Here is a 19,888-nt window from a genome sequence, read left to right as displayed (position 1 = left end):
GTAAAGGTGTCCCGTATACATTGCAGCAGATACATGGGTAAATGCATTTGCGAGCCTAAGAGTACTCCAAAATAGCCAGAAAGTGAAACAACTTTTCAAAGACCGTTTTATTTTTTTGATCAAATTTGACTGCTTACCAAAATGAAAGCTGTGAATCGCTCTCACGAGGTCCTAGCTGATACACGCCCACTCCAATCAGGCGATATTGTGCAGCGGGCTGTAGCTGCATTTCGGTCAATAACACACCCAGAGCATGCTGAAATTCTTCAAGCGACGCCAAGGCGCGTTTAAAGCTTTTACTGTGCTGGAAGATCTGAAAATCTGGTGTTTTGAGCTTGATACTGATACCACGTGCCTGTAATTGTTTGTGTTGCAACGATAGCCAGACTTTTTCAGCCAATAGTCGCCAGTAGATGTCACATTCACTGAGATACAAATTTTGATCGAAGGTGGTTTCCTTGGAAATTTGCTGGCGCACACGCTCGCTTTGAACCACGCGATGGTCTATTCCCTGCGCATACAGATACAGTTGCTTGCCATATTTTCCAAAATGATGAATCAGTACGGCTTCATCGATATGCTGTAAATCACCCAGTGTTTCGAGTTTTAATTGCTGTAGTTTGGCTTGGGTGACGCGCCCAACGCCCGGAATTTTTTTTAGTGGTAGATCGCGAATAAAGTCCATAACCTGATGGGGTTTGATCACACATAAGCCATTCGGTTTATTCCAGTCAGATGCAATTTTGGCCAAAAACTTATTCGGTGCGACACCAGCAGATGCAGTGAGATGCGTCAGATTCCAGATATCCTGACGAATATGAATGGCGACATCGGTGGCGCTGGGCAATTGCTTGAGATTTTCGGTTACATCCAGATAGGCTTCATCTAGGGAAAGGGGTTCGATGAGCGAAGTATATTGCTGAAAAACATGATGAATCTGTTGTGAAGCCGCTCGATACTTTTCAAAGTTTGGCTCAATCACGATCAGATCTGGACAGAGTTTACGGGCCTGACCCATTGGCATGGCCGAGCGTAATCCGTAACGTCGTGCAGGATACGATGCTGCGGCAATTACTGCGCGCGGATGATGTGAGGAAATCACCACGGGCAAGTGTTGCAGCTCTGGTCGCTCACGCAGTTCTACCGACGCATAAAAGGCATCCATATCGATGTGAATAATTTTTCGCATGCTGGTCTGCCTACTGCTTTACGGTAGGCGCGACAAAATCACGCCATTCTTTTAAGGAGCCTGCATAGACATTCAGATCGACTGGTTTTTCAATGCCCTTGATTTTGCCTTTGCGGCTGTATTGCCAGAACACCCATTCACGCTGGTCTTTAAGCTCGGGCTTTTGATCATACTCGCGAATCCATAGTGGCGTTTTTTTAAAATGTCCCATCAGCACAATATGATAAAAACGGGTTGAGACATAAAAAATTGGCTGCTTACCGTAGTGGGCCTTAAGCCGATCGTGCATGATCTGGATTTCCTTTAGCAACTGTTCTTGCGTATATGTATCGATGCAAGCCGTGTCATACTCAAGGTCAATCACTGGTGGAAGTGCGTCTGCTTTGGTAGGGACGGTTTTAATAAAATTCTCTGCTTGTACCGTACCGTCTCGGCAAAGCCGGTAAAAATGATAGGCCCCAACATGCAGCCGTTGTTCACGCGCTTTTAACCAATAATCTTGAAATTTGGGATCTTGGTAATCGCCACCTTCAGTGGCTTTTAAATAAACAAAACGAAATTGATCAGCGGGAATTTTGGACCAGTTGATCTCACCTTGATGGTGTGAGACATCAAACCCTTTTACCGGATAATCTTGTGCAGAAGCTTTCTGATTATAAAAAAAACCAAAATAGAGCAAGATCAACAACAGCACAGAAAAACCCAGCCCTAACCAGTGAGCTGGAGAAATAGATTTAAAAATATGACGTGATTTCATGCGTATATCTTGGCTCGATCCTCTGCTTCATCATAACCAGAAGTTAAACGCTGTACCATGTCGAATCGTTAAACTGGCGTATTACGCGGAATTTTAGAAAAAATCACTGCGGTAATAATATTAATACAGCCAAGGCAGATTAAGGTTGCATGAAAGGTACGGGTCATGTCTTGTGTACCAAACTGCTGACTGAAAATATTGACCAGTGTACCTGCCAAGGCTACGCCGATACTCATAGATAGCATCATGATCATCGATAAAAAGCTATTGCCGCTACTGGCATGTTGCTGGGATAAGTCTTTGAGCGTAAGCGTATTCATCGAAACAAACTGGATAGAATTGAGCGTGCCGAACACAAAAAAGTGAATGGCACGCAGCCATTCAGGTGTTTCTGCCGTGGTCAGGGAAAAGCTTGCGATGCAGCTTCCGACCAATAACGTATTGATAATCAATACACGCCGATACCCAAGACGCTGAATAATTGGGCGCACAATCGGTTTTGAAAACAATGAACCCAAAACCAGCGGAATCATCATCAGACCGGTATAAAAAGGTTCAAAACCAAACGCCACCTGTAACATCAAGGGCAGTACAAAGGGGACGGCATTACCGCCAAAACGGGCAAAGAAGTTCCCTAAAATACCAATGGCGTAAATTTTATTATGAAAGAGTGTGCTGCGAAATAACGCGTTCTCATGCATATGTGCATGGTAAGCATAGATGAATGCCGAGCCAATGCCAGCGCCAAGTAAACTGAGGCTGACCCATTGCGGATATTCTTTGCTGGCGAGTTGTTCGATTCCTAAAGATAAACCGACCATCGCCACGAGCAGCAAGATAAAACCACTTAAATCAAAAGATTTAACGGTTTTTTCCTTAACGTTTGGCATGGCTTTGAGGGTGATTAAAAGCCCCAAAAGCCCCATGGGAATATTAATTAAAAATACCCAGTGCCACGTGGTGACCTCAACCAGCCATCCGCCGAGTGTCGGTCCGATTAAAGGACCAACCAATCCAGCCAGACTCATCAGGCTCATGGCGGATAAAAACTGTGTCCGTGGAATCAGTTTTAGCATCGCCAATCGGCCTACGGGTAACAATAATGCACCACCAATCCCTTGAATGATCCGGAAAACAATCAGCTCATTTAAGCTTTGCGACAGACCACAGCCCAGTGAGGCCAGTGTAAAAATAATAATGGCCGTAAAATAGGTATTACGTACACCAAAACGATCGGCCAGCCAGCCACTGAGCGGAATACACGCAGCAACAGATAAGACATAGCCGACCACCACACCATGCATGCGAAGTGGATCTTCATGGAGACTGCGAGCCATGGCGGGAAGGGCTGTGTTGACAATGGTGGTGTCAAGCGCCTGCATAAAAAAACCAATCGAAACCAACAAAACCAGAAGTTTGTATTCGGGCTGTAAGCGTTGATGCGTTGGGGTGGCATTCATGAGATGAAGAGTTGCAAAGAAGTCAGGTGAAAATTAGCATGAAATGCAAGACACGCCTATAGTCATACTGCAAGCCATGTATTGCGTAATGGTAGTTAGCCATCAAGCAACACATGCCGCAAAGCGCTTATGCCATAAAACGGTGAGGTGAATTGAGATTTTTAACAGCGCCATAAATTTCGTCAAAAGTGTCGCAGACAATTAGTTTGGCACGATGTTGGGGAGGAAGAAAACCTTCTGTAACTGCATGATCGAGCTGTGCAATCAGAGCGTCGTAGAAGCCATTCACATTGAATAAAATCATGGGCTTTTGATGTTGATTGAGTTGCCCCCAAGTGGCAATTTCTAGAATTTCTTCAAAGGTACCCAGTCCGCCCGGAAGGGCAACAAAAGCACCGGCACGCTCGGCCATCATGGCTTTACGTTCATGCATGGTTTGCACCACATGTAATTCAGTCAGTTTAGAGTGGGCGACTTCATAATCCAGCATAAATTCTGGAATCACACCGACGACCTCTCCGCCGTGTTCAAGGACGGTATCTGCCACCTGGCCCATTAGACCAATGCTGGCACCACCGTAGACAATACCAAATCCGTGTTCTGCAATACCTTGTGCCAGTTCAATGGCAGTTTCTTTGTAAATGGGTTTATTTCCGACGCGTGATCCGCAGTAAAGGGCAATGAGGGGTTGGCTTGTTTTGGCTGTGCTGTTTAACTCTAAGGTCATTTCTACTACGCTATTCATCTTTTCATTTTTACCTTATCACGTTATTGCATTGCTTAATATTAAGCAAGAACTATGACAAATTATCGCGGGCTCACAAAAACCCGACACGATCGCAAAATGACCATGTAATTGCCCGCAACAGGTAACAATATCCGTTCAATAAAAATGGTGAATTTCCAACTGATCTTGCCTATACTGAAAAACGGTTTAACAACATATATATGAACATGGGTAGTGGTTGTCGTCGCTTTGACGCTTTCGTTTTTTTCAGCAATTTTTATCATTCATCTTGTCTGGCAAGATCTGCCATTTGGCCTGACTATATCCATCCAATATTGACGTTTGGGGAGAAGCATCAATGATTTTTGAATGGATGTCTGATCCTTCTGCATGGGTGGGTCTGGCCACGCTGGTTGTGCTCGAAATTGTACTGGGTATCGATAACCTGGTTTTTATTGCCATTCTTGCAGAAAAACTTCCGCCAGAGCAGCGTAATACTGCCCGAATTGTCGGGCTGATTCTGGCTTTGGGCATGCGCCTGATCCTGCTGGCTTCAATTGCCTGGGTCGTTACCCTTACCGCACCCTTATTTCATATTTTCGACCATCCTTTTTCCGGCCGAGATCTTATTCTGCTCTTTGGTGGGGTGTTTTTGCTGTTTAAAGGCACCATGGAATTGCATGAGCGCTTGGAAGGCAAGCAGTTTCAGAAAGAGGAAAACCCAGTTCACGCGACGTTCTGGATGGTGATTGTGCAGATTGTGGTGCTGGATGCCGTCTTCTCGCTTGACAGCGTGATTACTGCGGTTGGTATGGTCAAGCATTTATCGGTGATGATGATTGCCGTCATTATTGCAGTGGGAATTATGCTGTGGGCGTCTAAGCCGCTCATGGATTTTGTCAACAAACATCCAACTGTGGTGATCTTGTGTCTGTCATTCTTGATGATGATCGGGTTCTCTTTGGTGGTTGAAGGCTTCGGTTTCCATATTCCAAAAGGTTACTTATATGCCGCGATCGGCTTTGCAGTACTGATTGAAATGATGAACCAGACCATGCGCCGTAATCAGGAAAAGCTGGTCACGACCACAGATCTACGTTATCGCACCGCTTCGGCCGTCATGAAAATGCTTGGCGGTAAAGCAGCCAGCACCAATAATGACAATCAGCAGCAAGAAAACGAAAATGTATTGGCTACTCAAGCCTTTGCCGACGAAATGTTCGATGAAGAAAACAGCGCGTATCATAGCGTGATGGTACAAGGTGTATTGGGGTTGTCAGAGCGTCCGGTGAAGTCGGTGATGACGCCGCGTCCGGAAATCGAGTGGATCGATCTGGATGTCGAGCCTGCGTTACTTAAAGAACGTCTGCTCTCGATGACGCATTCGCGCCTGATCGCAGCCCGTGGTGAACTCGACAACATTGAAGGTATTTGCCTGACACATAAAGTATTAAACGAATATGTGGAAACGGGTGTACTGAATTTTAGCCATCACGTACGTGAACCAATGATTGTGCATGAAAATGCACAGGTACTGATGGTGATGGAACAGCTACGCCAAGCACCTTTACAAATGGCCATCGTACTCAACGAATACGGTTCGATTGAAGGTATTGTGACGCCGATCGATATCTTGGAGGCGATTGCAGGGGAGTTTCCTGACGAAGATGAGCTGGAAGCCGCAGCAGAAAGTCTAGATGATGGATCGTTGATTCTTGAAGGTTCAACCGATATTCGCCATGTATCTTTACTGTTAAACCGCGATCTGGTGGATGAAACGGAACAATACTCGACGCTTTCGGGTTATTTGTTGTTTCATTTGGGGCGTTTGCCAGAAAACGGGCAAAAGGTTGCTGCAGATGGTTATATTTTTGAAGTGGTGACCATGGACGGACACAAAATTGAAAAAGTGCATATCGTGGCAGATCCTGCGCATCATTCTAGTAACGATTAAATCCGCTTCATTCCCTAAAGCATAGCCCGTTATCGGGCTATTTTTATCCAGAGAATTGTCATGACTTCAATACAGGCATGTCCATGTGGGCAGGGTGCTTACATGAGTTGTTGCGCCCCATTACACCAAGGGCAGCAACACGCAAGCAGTGCAGAACAGCTCATGCGCTCGCGCTATAGTGCATTTGCATTACAACAGATTGATTATCTGATTCAGACCACCGCCTTGGGGCAGCAGTCTTATCTAGACCGTGACGCGATTGCAGACTGGAGTCAGCGCAATACATGGCTTCAACTTGAGGTGATTCATCATCTTGCCAAACTTGACAAATGCCATGCGCAGGTCGAGTTTAAAGCGCATTATCATGATGGTCAGCAGGCTCAGGTGCATCATGAAATCTCGCATTTTGTGTATTTTGCTGGGCGCTGGTATTTTCTTGATCCAACACTCGATATGCCCATCACAATGAAACAGCCATGTGTATGTGGCTCGCAGAAAAAATTTAAACAATGTTGTGCCAAATTTCTATAACTGACTTAGAATAACCGCCATCTCTTAGCCTGAGCGGATGAAGGCGATGTTACTGACGATTATTTATATTGTTGCAATTACCGCAGAAGCCATGACTGGTGCGCTTTCTGCTGGTCGGCGTAGTATGGATTGGTTCGGTGTCATCCTGATTGCCTGTGTGACTGCATTAGGGGGAGGCTCGGTGCGAGATGTCTTGCTGGGCCATTATCCGCTCACATGGGTGAAGCATCCTGAGTATTTGGTACTGACCTGCTGTGCTGCTTTGTTCACCATTTTAATTGCCAAATGGATGCGCCATCTGCGCAATATTTTCCTGCTGTTAGATGCCTTGGGCCTGATTGGCTTTACTATTATTGGCTGTCAGATTGCCCTGCAAATGGGGCATGGCTTTGTGGTATCGGCTGTGGCGGGTGTCTTAACGGGTGTTTCGGGTGGTATTTTGCGTGACATTTTATGTAATGACGTACCGCTGGTATTCCGCCGTGAGTTATATGCCAGTATTTCGTTTGTGGCCGTAATTTGTTATTGGCTATGCCTGCAGATTGGGATGTCACTTGAGCTAACGGTGATCTTTACGCTGATTTTTGGTTTTGTACTGCGTGTGATTGCGATTTATTTTGGACTGGAAATGCCCAAATTTATTTATCAGGATGACGACGCTGACTCCGCTTCATCGACCGACAAGCATTAACCATAGCATTTGGCACACCATGCCCACGTGTGCCTATCTTGATCTAGAACTTACTGTCATCAGTAAAGTACACTCAGAATAATGTGATTAATATCACAATAAAAATTAATTTTTAAAACTTCAGCATTCCTCTTGTTAACATCGGTATACTTAAAAGCAACAAGAAGTGACACAAATAAAGTTACTGGTTTCTTCCCCTGATGTCTCGCATCGCGACTGATTGAGTTTGGATCATGGATTTAGTATCACGAATAGAAAATTTGCCGGTTGGAAAGTTCCACTATACTTTGTTATGGGTGGTCGGATTAGGCTGGATGTTTGATGCATTAGATACCGGCATCATTGCATTTATCCTAACCACTTTGGTCAAGGACTGGGCACTAACGCCAGCCGAAAGTGGCTGGATTGTAAGTATTGGCTTTATCGGAATGGCGATTGGTGCAGTCTGCTCTGGTGGATTGGCAGATCGTTTTGGCCGAAAAACCATGTTTGCAACCACATTGTTGATCTATAGTCTGGCCACTGCGGCCTGCGCTTTTGCACCCAATCTGACATGGTTGTTGGTATTTCGTTTTATTGTGGGAGTCGGTTTGGGGGGGCAGCTTCCGGTTGCGGTGACTTTAGTCAGTGAATATATTCCCTCGCATGTGCGTGGGCGATTTATTGTATTGTTGGAAAGTTTCTGGGGCTTGGGCTGGTTGGTCGCGGCACTGGTTTCATATTTCGTTATACCAAAATTTGGCTGGCAAATTGCCTTTTTAATGGGTGGACTTCCAGCACTCTATGTTTATGTGATTATTAAAAAAATTCCAGAATCCATTCCTTACCTGATCAATCGCGGACGCATTGATGAAGCCCATGAGCTGGTACAAGAGATCGAACGCCAAGCTGGCGTACCTGTGATTGAGCATTTGGTGGTGAAACCCGTGGCCGAAAAGCAGCGTGTTTCGTTTAAGCAGCTTTGGTCGGGCGCCTTTGCCCGACGAAGCCTGATGCTTTGGCTGATCTGGTTTGGCATCGTGTTTTCATACTATGGCATTTTTACTTGGTTACCGAGCCTGTTGGTTAAGCAGGGCTATACCGTGGTGCAATCTTTTGAATATGTGCTGATTATGATTTTGGCGCAGTTACCGGGCTATGTGTGTGCGGCATGGTTGATTGAGCGCCTAGGCCGCAAGGCGACGCTTGCCAGTTTTATCACGGCCTGTGCTATCTCGGCCTATCTGTTTGGTCAAGCCGACAGTATGTTCAGTGTGATGGTCTGGGGCTGTTTAATGTCTTTTTTCAATTTGGGCGCTTGGGGCGTTTTGTATACCTATACGCCTGAGCAATATCCAGCCAATATTCGTGCCTTTGGTGCTGGCTGGGCATCTGCGATTGGCCGCATTGGCGGTATTGCGGCGCCTATTGTGGTCACACATATGATGGTTGGACACGACGGATTTCATCAAGTCTTTATGATGTTCACGCTGGTATTGCTGGCTGTGGCTTTGGTGATTGTGGTGCTCGGTGAAGAGACCCAAGGAAAAACACTGGAGTCAATTGGACTTTAATCATAAAAGCATTGCTTTCATTTAGAAAACTGGCTAGTTTTACATCATAAGACATAATTTGACGCACTGCTTGGAGACATACCCTTGTGTCTCCAAGACTGGCGACATAGGATAACAAACAAGACAAAACTATTATTTAGGATGATTCGTTGTTATGACCAGCCTTGCGCATCATGCGACTGAGAACCGTTCCGTTGCCGAGTTTACCGAACAGGCATATCTGAACTATGCCATGTACGTGATTATGGATCGTGCATTGCCCCACATCAGTGATGGTCTAAAACCTGTACAGCGTCGTATTGTGTACGCCATGAGCGAACTGGGCTTAAAATCGACCGGGAAACCCAAAAAATCGGCCCGTACCGTAGGGGATGTACTGGGTAAGTATCATCCGCATGGTGACTCTGCCTGCTATGAAGCCATGGTGTTGATGGCTCAGCCATTTAGCTATCGTTATCCGCTGGTCGAAGGTCAGGGTAACTGGGGCTCACCAGACGATCCGAAATCATTTGCTGCGATGCGATATACCGAAGCCAAACTGTCGGCGTATAGCGAATTGCTACTGAGTGAACTGGGTCAGGGAACGGTCGATTGGCAAGATAACTTTGACGGATCACTCAAAGAACCGATTAACTTGCCAGCGCGTGTTCCCAATATTTTACTCAATGGCACCACAGGCATTGCGGTCGGTATGGCGACCGATATTCCACCGCATAATTTGCGTGAAGTAGTAAAAGGTACGATTGCGCTGATTCGTAATCCTGAACTATCTGAGCAAAAACTGGCGGAGTTCATTCCGGGGCCAGATTTACCGACCAAAGCAGAAATTATTACGTCAAAAGACGAGCTGCTTAAAATCCAGAGTACCGGTCGTGGCAGTTATCGTGTACGTGCGGTGTACAGTGTCGATAAAAACGAGATTATTATTACCGAGCTGCCATATCAGGTGTCAGGGTCAAAAGTGATCACGCAAATTGCCGATCAAATGCAGGCCAAAAAACTGCCACTGGTCAGTGATGTCCGTGATGAATCAGATCATCGTAACCCGACGCGCTTGGTGATTGTGCTGCGCTCAAATCGTGTAGATGCTGCCGCAGTAATGAGTCATTTATTTGCGACCACCGATCTTGAAAGCAGTTATCGGGTCAATCTCAACATGATTGGTGCCGACGGGCGACCGCAGGTGAAATCGATTCGACGCATCTTGCTTGAATGGATCGACATTCGTAAAGCGACGGTCACTCGCCGTTTACAGTATCATTTAAATAAAATTGAAAAGCGGTTACACATTTTAGCCGGGCTATTGATTGCGTATTTGGATATCGATACCGTGATCAAGATCATTCGTGAAGAAGATCAGCCTAAGCCGGTGTTGATGCAGCACTTTAATATCGATGAGATTCAGGCTGAAGCCATTTTAGAACTTAAACTTCGCCATTTGGCCAAGCTTGAGGAGATGGAAATTCGCCGTGAGCAAGATGAGCTGGCTGCACGTGCTGCAATTATTCGTGAACAACTTGAGAATCCTGAATCGTTAAAAACACTGATCATTAATGAACTAAAAGAAGATGCCAAAAAATTTGGTGATGATCGTCGCGCTCCAATTGTTGAGCGTGAAGAAGCGGTACAGATCAAAGAACATGATTTAATTCCAGCAGAAACCGTGACGGTGGTGTTGTCCGAAGCGGGATGGATTCGCGCTGCCAAAGGCGAAGTCGATGCAGAGAATCTCAATTATCGTGCGGGAGATCAGTACCAGAGTCATGCAGTAGGTAAAACCAACCAGCGTGTATATGTGCTGGACGAAACAGGTCGAAGCTATGCATTGGCAATCAATGCATTACCATCGGCACGAGGGCTTGGCGAGCCACTGAGTTCGAAGCTTTCGCCAGCCAATGGCGTGTCGTTTATTCAGGTACTGATCGGTGACGATGACAGCGAGTTGCTGGCCGTCAGTAGCGCAGGATACGGGTTTAAAACGCAAGCCAAACACCTCGATACCAGTGCCAAAGCCGGTAAAGCCTTTTTGAGCCTTCCCGAAAAAGCGACGGCCTTGCCTTTGCTTTCATTGCAGGCCTCTACCCATGTGGCAATTTTGAGTTCGGCGGGCCGATTACTGATTATTGATCTGTCAGAATTACCAACTTTAAATAAAGGCAAGGGTAATAAGTTGATACAACTTGAAGACAAAGAACAAATTTTGTCCATGACATTACTCAACTTAAATGAAATAATTCAGGTGGATGCGGGTCAACAGCATTTAAAAATAAAAGGTGATGATCTTCAGAAATACATCGGTAAGCGTGCATCGAAAGGTCAACTCTTACCACGAGGATATCAAAAAGCAAATAGACTGTTGATTCAGAGATAATGCTCGCATCCGTCATCCCGAATACGTTATATATGCTGATGTAGAGGTATTAGGGATGACATGATCGGGCAACAGCAACTAAAAAAAGCGCGATCATTGAATAACGAGTCGAAATTTAAAAAATTACCGATTGGAGATATTTGGATTATGGAAAGAATTTGGTTCACTGAATACCAGAAAACAGGAATTCCGGAAACAGTTGATTTACCGCCAGAAAATACATCTTTGGTAGATATTTTTGAGCGCAACTTTCAAAAATTTGGCTCACGCGATGCCTTTATTTTTATGGACAAGGCATTAACCTTTAGTGACCTTGATGAGGCCAGTCGCAAATTTGCAACCTATTTGCAAAGTCTGAATTTACCTAAAGGAAGCCGCGTTGCGGTGATGATGCCAAACGTGCTGCAATATCCAATTGTGGCCTTAGGTGTTTTTCGTGCGGGCTTGATTCTGGTCAATGTCAATCCACTATATACCTCACGTGAACTCGAACATCAGTTAAATGACTCTGGTGCCGAAGTTCTGGTGATTATTGAAAATTTTGCCAGCGTTTATCAAAGTATTTTGGGTAAAACGCCAGTTAAGCATGTTGTGATTGCATCTGTAGGCGATATGCTGGGTTTCCTGAAAGGGAACTTGGTCAACTTTGTGCTGCGCAATGTGCGTAAGCAAATTCCTGCTTGGGATATTCCGGGGCATATCAAATTTAATGCAGCCATTAATAAAGTGAGCCCGAGCCATTATAAACGTCCAAATTTAAGCTTAAGCGATACGGCGGTCCTTCAGTACACAGGCGGAACCACAGGCGTGTCGAAAGGGGCTGAGCTGACCCATCGCAATCTTGTGGCCAATATGCTGCAATGTGATGCAATCTTCCAAAGTAAATTTGGGCCGGGCGATAGCCAAAAAGATGACAAGATGTTCTGTGCTTTGCCGCTGTATCACATTTTTGCGTTTATGGTGTGTGCCATGTATGGCATGTATAAGGGTCAGGCCAATATTCTGATTCCAAATCCGCGTGATTTGCCTGCGGTCATTAAAGAACTACGTAAATACCAACCTTCGTTTTTTCCAGCGGTAAATACCTTGTTTAATGCGCTGGTACACAATGAAGAATTTAAACAGCTTGATCACAGTAAACTGAAAATTGCGATGGGCGGTGGTATGGCGGTGTTACCGTCGACTGCCGAAGCATGGAAACGTATCACTGGCGTGACCATTATTGAAGGTTATGGGCTGTCTGAAACCTCACCTGTTGCAACGGTCAACCCTCCTGCATCGACTGAGTTTAGTGGAACCATTGGTATTCCGTTACCCCTCACCGATGTCGCGATTCTAGATGATGACGGTAAAGCAGTGGCATTAGGCGAGCAGGGAGAAATCTCGATTCGTGGCCCTCAGGTCATGAAGGCCTATTGGAACCGACCGGATGAAACAGCCAAGGTCATGACCAGTGATGGTTATTTCCGCACTGGTGATATCGGCGTGATGAATGATCGAGGCTATGTCAAAATTGTTGATCGTAAGAAAGACATGATTTTGGTGTCTGGCTTTAATGTCTATCCAAGCGAAATTGAAGAAATTATTGCCAAACATCCAAAAGTACTCGAAGTGGCAGCCATTGGTGTGCCAGATGAAAAATCCGGCGAAGTACCAAAACTCTTCGTGGTGAAAAAAGATCCGTCTTTAACCACAGAAGAAGTATTAAGTTTTGCCAAAGAAAACTTAACTGGCTACAAACGCCCACGCTATGTGGAGTTTATGGACGAATTACCAAAATCGAATGTCGGCAAAATTTTACGTAAAGACCTACGTAAAACCAATTAAGCATTCAACAGTGAATTGAAAACGCCTGAACAATCAGGCGTTTTTTATTTGGAACTACTGAGTAACCAACGATCCATATAGGGACGTCCAATACCTGCCAGACCGATAAAAAACAGCATGCATCCGAGTTGTAAACGCAAAAAAGACAATTGTAGGGTGCCATAACTGAAATAGTTGTCGACCAGACAATATAGGGCTGCGATCAGCATCCACATCCAGAGCGATAATCGCCAGATACTGACCGCCCACATGGCCAGTGTCAGCATGATAAAAGTGCCCAAGGTCGACTGCCAGTTTAGGTTGGCACAAATGGTACACAGCAAAAAACCCACAATCGGGAGGACGATTTTTAAAATACGATCAACCTTGAGCTGATTCTGGCGCTGTTTTTCCAAAACCTCAAAGATTTCATCTTGATCTGATGTGCTCATCGGCTGTCCTGTTCTGGTTCAGTTATAAAAACACTATATTTAACCGAATTTAGAAACAAAACGCCATGTTATGATAAGGTCATCTAAAAATATGTCTTGAGAAACGATCATGCAGGGGATTAGTGGTATTGTTTACCTGATTTTGGCAGCGTGCTTGTTGCCTTATGTATTTACCATGATTGCCAAACTTGCCGGTGGATTTAAATCCAAAGACAATCAAAATCCACGTGCTTTTTTGGCCAGTACAACAGGCTTGGCTGCACGTGCCAATGCGGCGCAACAAAACAGTTTTGAAAGTTTGCCTTTGTTTTTGGCGGCTGTACTGATGGCCGAATATATGGTGGTTCAGCAAAGCATTATTATGACCTTTGGCTTGGCCTATCTGGTTTTGCGTGTAATGTATGGTCTGTGTTATTTGGCCAATTGGGCCATGTTGCGTTCGATTATCTGGTTGCTGTCGATGCTGTGTCCGATCTTCTTGCTGATCTTGGTGATTCGTCTGGTTTAAGTGGATTGAGAGTAGGACTAAAGATTTTCTTGATGCAGTTTGTATAATCCACGCAGTTCGCTTCAGAAACCGTTATAATCGACGCGACAAAAATTTGGTTAACCTAAAAGAGTGTTGCTATGAGCTACAACAATATCCCGGCGGGTAAAGACGCGCCAAATGATATTTACGTTATTATTGAAATTCCGGCAAATGCTGCGCCAATCAAATACGAAATTGACAAAGATTCAGATGCATTGTTTGTGGATCGTTTTATGGGAACAGCAATGTTCTACCCAGCGAACTACGGTTATGTACCAAACACCTTGTCTGAAGATGGTGACCCATTAGACGTATTGGTTGTCACACCATATCCAGTTGCCGCAGGTTCAGTGATTCGTTGCCGTCCTGTAGGTAAACTCAATATGGAAGACGACGGTGGTATCGATGCGAAATTAATCGCAGTTCCGCATGAGAAATTGTCACCATTGTACAAAGATGTACAAGAGTATACTGATCTACCAAAACTGTTGATCAATCAAGTTGAACATTTCTTCGCACACTACAAAGATTTAGAGCCAGGCAAATGGGTGAAGATCAGTGGTTGGGAAGGTGCAGACGTTGCGAAAGCAGAAGTGCTTAAAGCGATTGAAGCTGCAAAAAAATAAGATAAAAAAAATCAAACATCATTCAGTTGATGTTTGATTTTTTAAATATCTAAGGCCCTAGCGAGCGAACTGGCTAGGGCTTTTTTATGACTTAAAGGAACTTGATTGGGAAATCAATGAAAATACGCGTTTCGTTGGTATCTCCATAAGTATTCGCTCCGACATCGCTTTGACGCAAAATCGAGTAACGTGCACGGATTTTTAAATCCTTGGCAAAACCGCTTTGAACGGTATAGCTCAATTGGTTAAAGAACTCACGCTCGTTGGCATTGTCAATGTTAGTGCCGATCACATCGATATCCCAGCCATAAACAAATGCAGTGGTCCACTTCAAGCCTGGTACGTTATACGCGCCCAAATCGAGGTTATATTGCAATTGAACTGATTTCTCGCCTTTGCTGTTAAAGTCTGAAAGGTAAGAGTTTGGCAAATAAATACTTTGACCACCGTCTTGGTTGGCACCGTAGTCATAGCCAATACCACCGGTATTTTGCTGGTAAGCACCCATCACTGAGTGTGCACCTTGACTATATGTTGTAGAGAAGGCCCAGATATAGTTATTGAGATCTTCTGTACGTGTATTTGGTCCACCTGAGAAGTAAGTGTCTGCACCTGGCTTAAATTTGGTGCTATAACCGGCCCACTCGTAACTGAGAGAACTATCATTTGCCAGTGGTTGCTTATAAGCAGCACTTACGTAATGACGCTCAATTTTATCTTTGATGTCAGCGCCGTAATACGAAGCATTCAACTGATCGTTAAATTTGTATTTTGCACCCCACACATACGCACGATCAAGATGGTTTTGATCAGTTGCAATGTGCTCCGGCAATTGGTTCTTGGTAAATTTACCTGCAACAAGCTCAAGATCTTTGATTTCATGGCTGGTAATCAAAGTCCCTTCAAAATACTCTGGCGTGTTACGAGTGGTCATGCTGGCCAAAACAGGTAAATCAAGCACCTGAGTACCGTAGGTTAAGGCGGTATTTGACGCACGTGCTTTTACAAAGCCACCACCACGTGTCCATTGATCGTATGGATTACCATTTGAGTCACGTGGGACCATGCTGTTGCCTGAGTTTTTATTATCACCCAACTTAAATGAAAAATCGCCGACTACACCAGCAGCAAAACCAATCGGGCCTTGAGTAAAGCCAGACTCAAGATTCAGCATTGCCGATTGAACCCAAGAATTTGTATCTTTCAGTCCTTTCTTTTTATCGCGCTGGATAAAACCGTTGCGGAGTAAAACAGAACCCTGAGCACCTTCAACAAATCCTTTTGCATCGCTTTGTTCGCTTGCATATGCTGAAGTAATAAGTACAGCGTTGATCACAACTGCTAACGTAAGCTTTTGTGCTTTTAGCATTGAATACCTCGAGAAGATAAATTGTAATTTTTGTTTCTAAGAAGGCTTAGAAAATCACAAAATTGTATAGATAATCTATAGAAAAGATACATTTTTTATCAACATATTTTTCGCATTGTTTTCCAGTTTTCTACATAATCCTTGCAATTTATATATTTAGTTACATGTAGGTAAGATTATTTTTGCTTAAAAAATACGCGAAAAATAATTTCATTGCATATTTTTTGTGCGTAAATGCAGTTTATTGCTTATAAAGTGAGCAATCTTGGTGCATTCAAAATTATTTTGTTACAGCTAATGGATTTAGCCCTTTAAATGCCACTTAATTTTTTATATCTATCTTATGAAAAACGCACCATGCTGTATCCGACTGAACCATAAGTAACAATTTGTACAGCGTGAAAAATCGTATAGCCAGATACTCAATTCAAAGTTGTGATTCAGGGTTAAAATAAAAATCAAAAATAACACCTTGTTTAAATTCACAAAATCTCTTTTGCGAGCCGCATTTTCTCGAGTTTTTTCAACTTGGCATAGCATTTGCTTAATCTTTATCGATCCAAGTCAAAAAATCAAAAGTCTGTTGGTCATGCCCAACACGGGGGAGAATTACAATGAAAAAATTTGCATATCAAGTCGCAGTTCTAGCCAGCTTGGCAGCAAGTACAACTGCGGTGATGGCAGAAGACAAGCCGACAATGGCAGGTTTTTCGGTATCTGGGAACGTGGCTGCAACAACTGACTATCGCTTTCGCGGGGTAACACAGAGCTCGAATAATCCTGCAATTCAGGGTGGTTTTACTCTTAACCATGAATCTGGTGCTTATCTGACGCTTTGGGGGTCAAGTGTCGATTTCGGTATTAAAGGAAATTCGACTGAAACCGATGCATCGCTCGGTTATGCCAGCTCTTTTATGCTTACACCAGACTATAAAGTCGGCTATGACGTCGGTATAACTTACTATGGTTATATTGGCGCAAAATCTAACTTTACCAACCCGTACAACAACAAAACCGGTTTGGCCTTCACCGAAGTATATGGCAAATTAATTTTTGCAGATACGCTACTTAAGGGCGACAGCATCACCACCGGAATCAATTACACGCCAGATTACTGGGGTCGCACCGATGATTTCTGGTACTTCAATGTCGGTTATAGCGCACCGATTGCAGACACAGGTTTTACCGGAATTGCATCTTTAGGCTACAACAAATTTAAAAACAAAGAAGCACTGGCCGTGGTGGCAGGTGGTCCGGGTACCGACGACAGTTATCTTGATTACAAGTTTGGTGTGCAATACAACATTTTGGGTGTAACGGCTGAATTGGCGGGTGTGGGTACCGACATCAGCACCTCTGGCATGACCGATGCCGGTAAAAAACCGTATGATTTGGGTGCTGTGTTGACCCTATCCAAAACTTTCTAATGGGTTAAATATAAAAAAGACCGCTCTATGCGGTCTTTTTTATTTAGCTCATATCGGTACGATACGATAATGCTTCATTCAAATGGTGCCGCTCAATGAGTGGACTTTGCTCCAAATCTGCAATGGTTCGTGCCACGCGCAGTACCCGATGATAAGCCCGAGCCGATAAATTGAGTTTTTGCTGCGCCAAAGACATAATTTTTTCAGTTGCAGGACTAAGCTGAGCAAATGCTTCAAGCTGTTTTGGTGATAGCGCCTGATTTAAGCATTGCTGGCGTTGGATCTGATAGTGATAAGCCTTTTGCACACGTGCGCGAACACTTGCTGAATCTTCAACAGGCGCCGTATTTTGTAGTTCGTGTGCTTGAAGTGGCGGTACATCAATATGTAAATCGATACGGTCAAGTAACGGGCCAGAAATTCGACCTTGATAACGCTTAATTGCTTCGGGTGTGCATTGACAGCGTTGATCCTGATTAAAGGCATAACCGCACGGACATGGATTCATTGCAGCGATCAATTGAAAATTGGCCGGAAATGAAATTTGACGTGCAGCTCTTGAAATCGTGATGGCTTTGGCTTCTAGCGGCTGCCTTAAAACCTCAAGCACCTTGCGATCAAACTCGGGCAGTTCATCCAAAAAGAGTACGCCCAAATGCGACAGCGTGATTTCGCCGGGCTTTGGGTTTGATCCACCCCCCACCAAGGCGATGGCTGAAGCAGTATGATGCGGTGCTCGAAATGGCCTTAAACCAAATGGATGACGGGTATTTGCAATTGAATAGATGCTGGCCACTTCTAGATTTTCTTGGGCAGACAGTGGTGGCAATATGCTGGGTAAGCGTGACGCCAGCAAAGTTTTACCTGTTCCCGGTGGCCCTCTAAATAAGAGTGAGTGTCCTCCAGCTGCCGCAATTTCAAGAGCGCGGCGAGGACGTAGCTGACCTTTGATATCGGCAAGATCAAAAGGGTAGTGATGTAGATCGTTATCTTGTATCAATACAACCGGATCAAGCGGATGAATCTTTTGAAAGTGATCACAGACCTGTTTTAAATGGCTGGCTGCATAGGCCTGAAACTGTGGTAACTGACCAATTTCAATACTGTTGTCTTGCGGAGCAATGAGTTGATGTCCTGCCTGCTGACAGGCAATTGCAATGGTCAATGTGCTACTAACTGGACGAAGATGGCCATCGAGAGCCAGTTCGCCTACCAACTCATAACCATCGGTGCAGCCTTCGGGGAGTTGTCCAGATGCGACCAAAATTCCCAAGGCAATGGGAAGGTCTAAACGTGACCCATCTTTGGGCAAATCTGCTGGAGCAAGGTTTATTGTGAGGCGTTTACTGGGAAACTGAAAGCCACTGTTGATAATGGCTGAGCGCACCCGATCTTTACTTTCGCGAACGGCAGCCTCTGGTAAACCAACGATGGTGAGTGATGGAAGTCCTTGACTTAAATGAACTTCTACTTCAATTTGTGGTGCGTGTAACCCTAAAACTCCTCGCGTGAGAATTTTGGCAAAAGACATGATATTATTGTTCCATTATGGTGCTTTTTTTAAATAATTTTAAATCGAAAAAGTGCGCTAAAAAGAGGCTTATTGATTATTTTGGAGGTGCTCTTCAAGTAATGTGATTTGTTCTTGTAATTGAGTAAGACGCATATTGGCCTGTTCGAGCGCGATACGTTGACGTTCGATTTCGTGATGAGACACCAAATCGAGTTTCTCGACAGCTTCGTTTAAAAGCGCACGTAAATTGTGTTCAAGGTCTTTTTTGGGTTGATCCATCTGCTCAAGAATGGCAGCAATAAGCGTCTCAATCATAACGTATACACAATGCTTTATAAGATTTGAGCCCAGTTTAGCATCCCTGCTATTTTGGCTAAAGTCTAGATTATCAAAACAATCTTAATTCATTCAAAAAATTAATCGTTCTTAGAAAAAAGCCGAATTTTTAAGGTCAAAGCTACATCTGAAAGGGCAAATAGGTTATAAAGACAACTCATGCTTTTATTTCTATTTCCCCCAACCTTAGACATATTGGCATGAAAATTGAACATAAAACCTTACTGGTGAAAGAAGCCGAAGGAAAACAAACATGAAGCTCGTAACTGCAATTGTAAAACCATTTAAGCTGGATGATGTGCGTGAGGCCCTTTCCGAAATCGGAGTTCAAGGGATTACTGTCACGGAAGTGAAAGGATTTGGACGTCAAAAAGGCCACACTGAATTGTACCGTGGTGCTGAATATGTCGTTGATTTTCTTCCAAAAGTAAAAATTGAAATTGCGATCAGCGATGAAATGGTAGATGCCGTGATTGAATCAATCACTCGCGTTGCAAGCACAGGAAAAATTGGTGACGGAAAAATCTTTGTAACGAACCTAGAACAAGTGATCCGTATTCGTACAGGCGAGACTGGAGCAGATGCCGTTTAAGTGTT

At 44.3% G+C, this 19,888-nt stretch carries 18 protein-coding genes; 10 read left to right on the top strand and 8 right to left on the bottom strand.

From position 1 onward, the window contains the following. Positions 1 to 133 precede the first annotated feature (133 nt). From dinB to QLG00_RS04535, 4 genes are all read right to left on the bottom strand, one after another. Positions 134 to 1,189 carry a DNA polymerase IV gene (dinB, locus tag QLG00_RS04550; RefSeq protein WP_282470572.1) on the bottom strand — a complete coding sequence of 352 codons (1,056 nt, stop codon included), beginning with the start codon at positions 1,187 to 1,189 and terminating at the stop codon, positions 134 to 136. A 10-nt stretch (positions 1,190 to 1,199) separates the two neighbouring features. Next, the gene (locus QLG00_RS04545; RefSeq protein ID WP_282470571.1) at positions 1,200 to 1,946 is read right to left on the bottom strand and encodes a GH25 family lysozyme; all 747 of its coding nucleotides are present in this window, start codon (positions 1,944 to 1,946) and stop codon (positions 1,200 to 1,202) included. A gap of 68 nt (positions 1,947 to 2,014) precedes the next feature. Then, positions 2,015 to 3,406: a multidrug transporter subunit MdtD gene (mdtD, locus tag QLG00_RS04540; protein ID WP_282470570.1), complete on the bottom strand. Its 1,392-nt coding sequence runs from the start codon at positions 3,404 to 3,406 to the stop codon at positions 2,015 to 2,017. A gap of 127 nt (positions 3,407 to 3,533) precedes the next feature. Next, on the bottom strand, positions 3,534 to 4,151 hold the full coding sequence (locus tag QLG00_RS04535) for a TIGR00730 family Rossman fold protein (protein WP_282470569.1): 618 nt from the start codon (positions 4,149 to 4,151) through the stop codon (positions 3,534 to 3,536). A 340-nt stretch (positions 4,152 to 4,491) separates the two neighbouring features. On the opposite strand from QLG00_RS04535, the gene QLG00_RS04530 reads away from it, so the two are divergent. The 6 genes from QLG00_RS04530 (at position 4,492) to QLG00_RS04505 (ending at position 13,060) form a co-directional block, all read left to right on the top strand. Then, on the top strand, positions 4,492 to 6,087 hold the full coding sequence (locus QLG00_RS04530; RefSeq protein ID WP_149930934.1) for a TerC family protein: 1,596 nt from the start codon (positions 4,492 to 4,494) through the stop codon (positions 6,085 to 6,087). A 60-nt stretch (positions 6,088 to 6,147) separates the two neighbouring features. Then, positions 6,148 to 6,618 carry a YchJ family protein gene (locus QLG00_RS04525; protein ID WP_119690442.1) on the top strand — a complete coding sequence of 157 codons (471 nt, stop codon included), beginning with the start codon at positions 6,148 to 6,150 and terminating at the stop codon, positions 6,616 to 6,618. A 46-nt stretch (positions 6,619 to 6,664) separates the two neighbouring features. After that, the gene (locus tag QLG00_RS04520; protein WP_076033362.1) at positions 6,665 to 7,309 is read left to right on the top strand and encodes a trimeric intracellular cation channel family protein; all 645 of its coding nucleotides are present in this window, start codon (positions 6,665 to 6,667) and stop codon (positions 7,307 to 7,309) included. A gap of 233 nt (positions 7,310 to 7,542) precedes the next feature. Then, positions 7,543 to 8,862 carry an MFS transporter gene (locus QLG00_RS04515; RefSeq protein WP_004932126.1) on the top strand — a complete coding sequence of 440 codons (1,320 nt, stop codon included), beginning with the start codon at positions 7,543 to 7,545 and terminating at the stop codon, positions 8,860 to 8,862. Between the two features lie 154 nt (positions 8,863 to 9,016). After that, complete coding sequence (gene parC / locus QLG00_RS04510; RefSeq protein ID WP_004944182.1) at positions 9,017 to 11,233, top strand: DNA topoisomerase IV subunit A; 2,217 nt, start codon at positions 9,017 to 9,019, stop codon at positions 11,231 to 11,233. 147 nt (positions 11,234 to 11,380) lie between these two features. Continuing rightward, the gene (locus tag QLG00_RS04505; protein WP_151814954.1) at positions 11,381 to 13,060 is read left to right on the top strand and encodes an AMP-binding protein; all 1,680 of its coding nucleotides are present in this window, start codon (positions 11,381 to 11,383) and stop codon (positions 13,058 to 13,060) included. 44 nt (positions 13,061 to 13,104) lie between these two features. On the opposite strand, the gene QLG00_RS04500 is transcribed toward QLG00_RS04505, so the two are convergent. Beyond that, entirely contained in the window at positions 13,105 to 13,491 is a 387-nt protein-coding gene (locus tag QLG00_RS04500; RefSeq protein WP_004932138.1) for a hypothetical protein, read from the bottom strand. Between the two features lie 109 nt (positions 13,492 to 13,600). Between QLG00_RS04500 and QLG00_RS04495 the strand changes: the two genes are divergently transcribed. Next, entirely contained in the window at positions 13,601 to 13,999 is a 399-nt protein-coding gene (locus tag QLG00_RS04495) for an MAPEG family protein (RefSeq protein WP_282470568.1), read from the top strand. A 119-nt stretch (positions 14,000 to 14,118) separates the two neighbouring features. Further along, entirely contained in the window at positions 14,119 to 14,646 is a 528-nt protein-coding gene (gene ppa, locus QLG00_RS04490) for an inorganic diphosphatase (RefSeq protein ID WP_004932145.1), read from the top strand. Positions 14,647 to 14,737: 91 nt separating this feature from the next. Here the strand turns inward: ppa and QLG00_RS04485 are convergent, their stop codons facing one another. Continuing rightward, positions 14,738 to 16,015 carry an OprD family porin gene (locus QLG00_RS04485; RefSeq protein WP_282470567.1) on the bottom strand — a complete coding sequence of 426 codons (1,278 nt, stop codon included), beginning with the start codon at positions 16,013 to 16,015 and terminating at the stop codon, positions 14,738 to 14,740. A gap of 614 nt (positions 16,016 to 16,629) precedes the next feature. On the opposite strand from QLG00_RS04485, the gene QLG00_RS04480 reads away from it, so the two are divergent. Next, entirely contained in the window at positions 16,630 to 17,442 is an 813-nt protein-coding gene (locus QLG00_RS04480) for a TorF family putative porin (protein ID WP_151791881.1), read from the top strand. Positions 17,443 to 17,485: 43 nt separating this feature from the next. Here the strand turns inward: QLG00_RS04480 and QLG00_RS04475 are convergent, their stop codons facing one another. Both QLG00_RS04475 and QLG00_RS04470 read right to left on the bottom strand, forming a co-directional pair. After that, positions 17,486 to 18,973, bottom strand: a complete 1,488-nt coding sequence (locus QLG00_RS04475) for a YifB family Mg chelatase-like AAA ATPase (protein ID WP_282470566.1) — start codon at positions 18,971 to 18,973, stop codon at positions 17,486 to 17,488. 69 nt (positions 18,974 to 19,042) lie between these two features. Continuing rightward, positions 19,043 to 19,270 carry an accessory factor UbiK family protein gene (locus QLG00_RS04470; protein ID WP_004932220.1) on the bottom strand — a complete coding sequence of 76 codons (228 nt, stop codon included), beginning with the start codon at positions 19,268 to 19,270 and terminating at the stop codon, positions 19,043 to 19,045. A gap of 274 nt (positions 19,271 to 19,544) precedes the next feature. Between QLG00_RS04470 and glnK the strand changes: the two genes are divergently transcribed. Continuing rightward, positions 19,545 to 19,883, top strand: a complete 339-nt coding sequence (glnK, locus tag QLG00_RS04465; RefSeq protein WP_004281042.1) for a P-II family nitrogen regulator — start codon at positions 19,545 to 19,547, stop codon at positions 19,881 to 19,883. The last annotated feature ends 5 nt before the right edge of the window (positions 19,884 to 19,888 follow it).

It is taken from the genome of Acinetobacter sp. V89_7 (assembly GCF_029967895.1).
Taxonomy (GTDB): domain Bacteria; phylum Pseudomonadota; class Gammaproteobacteria; order Pseudomonadales; family Moraxellaceae; genus Acinetobacter; species Acinetobacter soli.
Note: the sequence above shows the minus strand (reverse complement) of the source record. Positions and strands in the feature narration are given on the sequence as shown.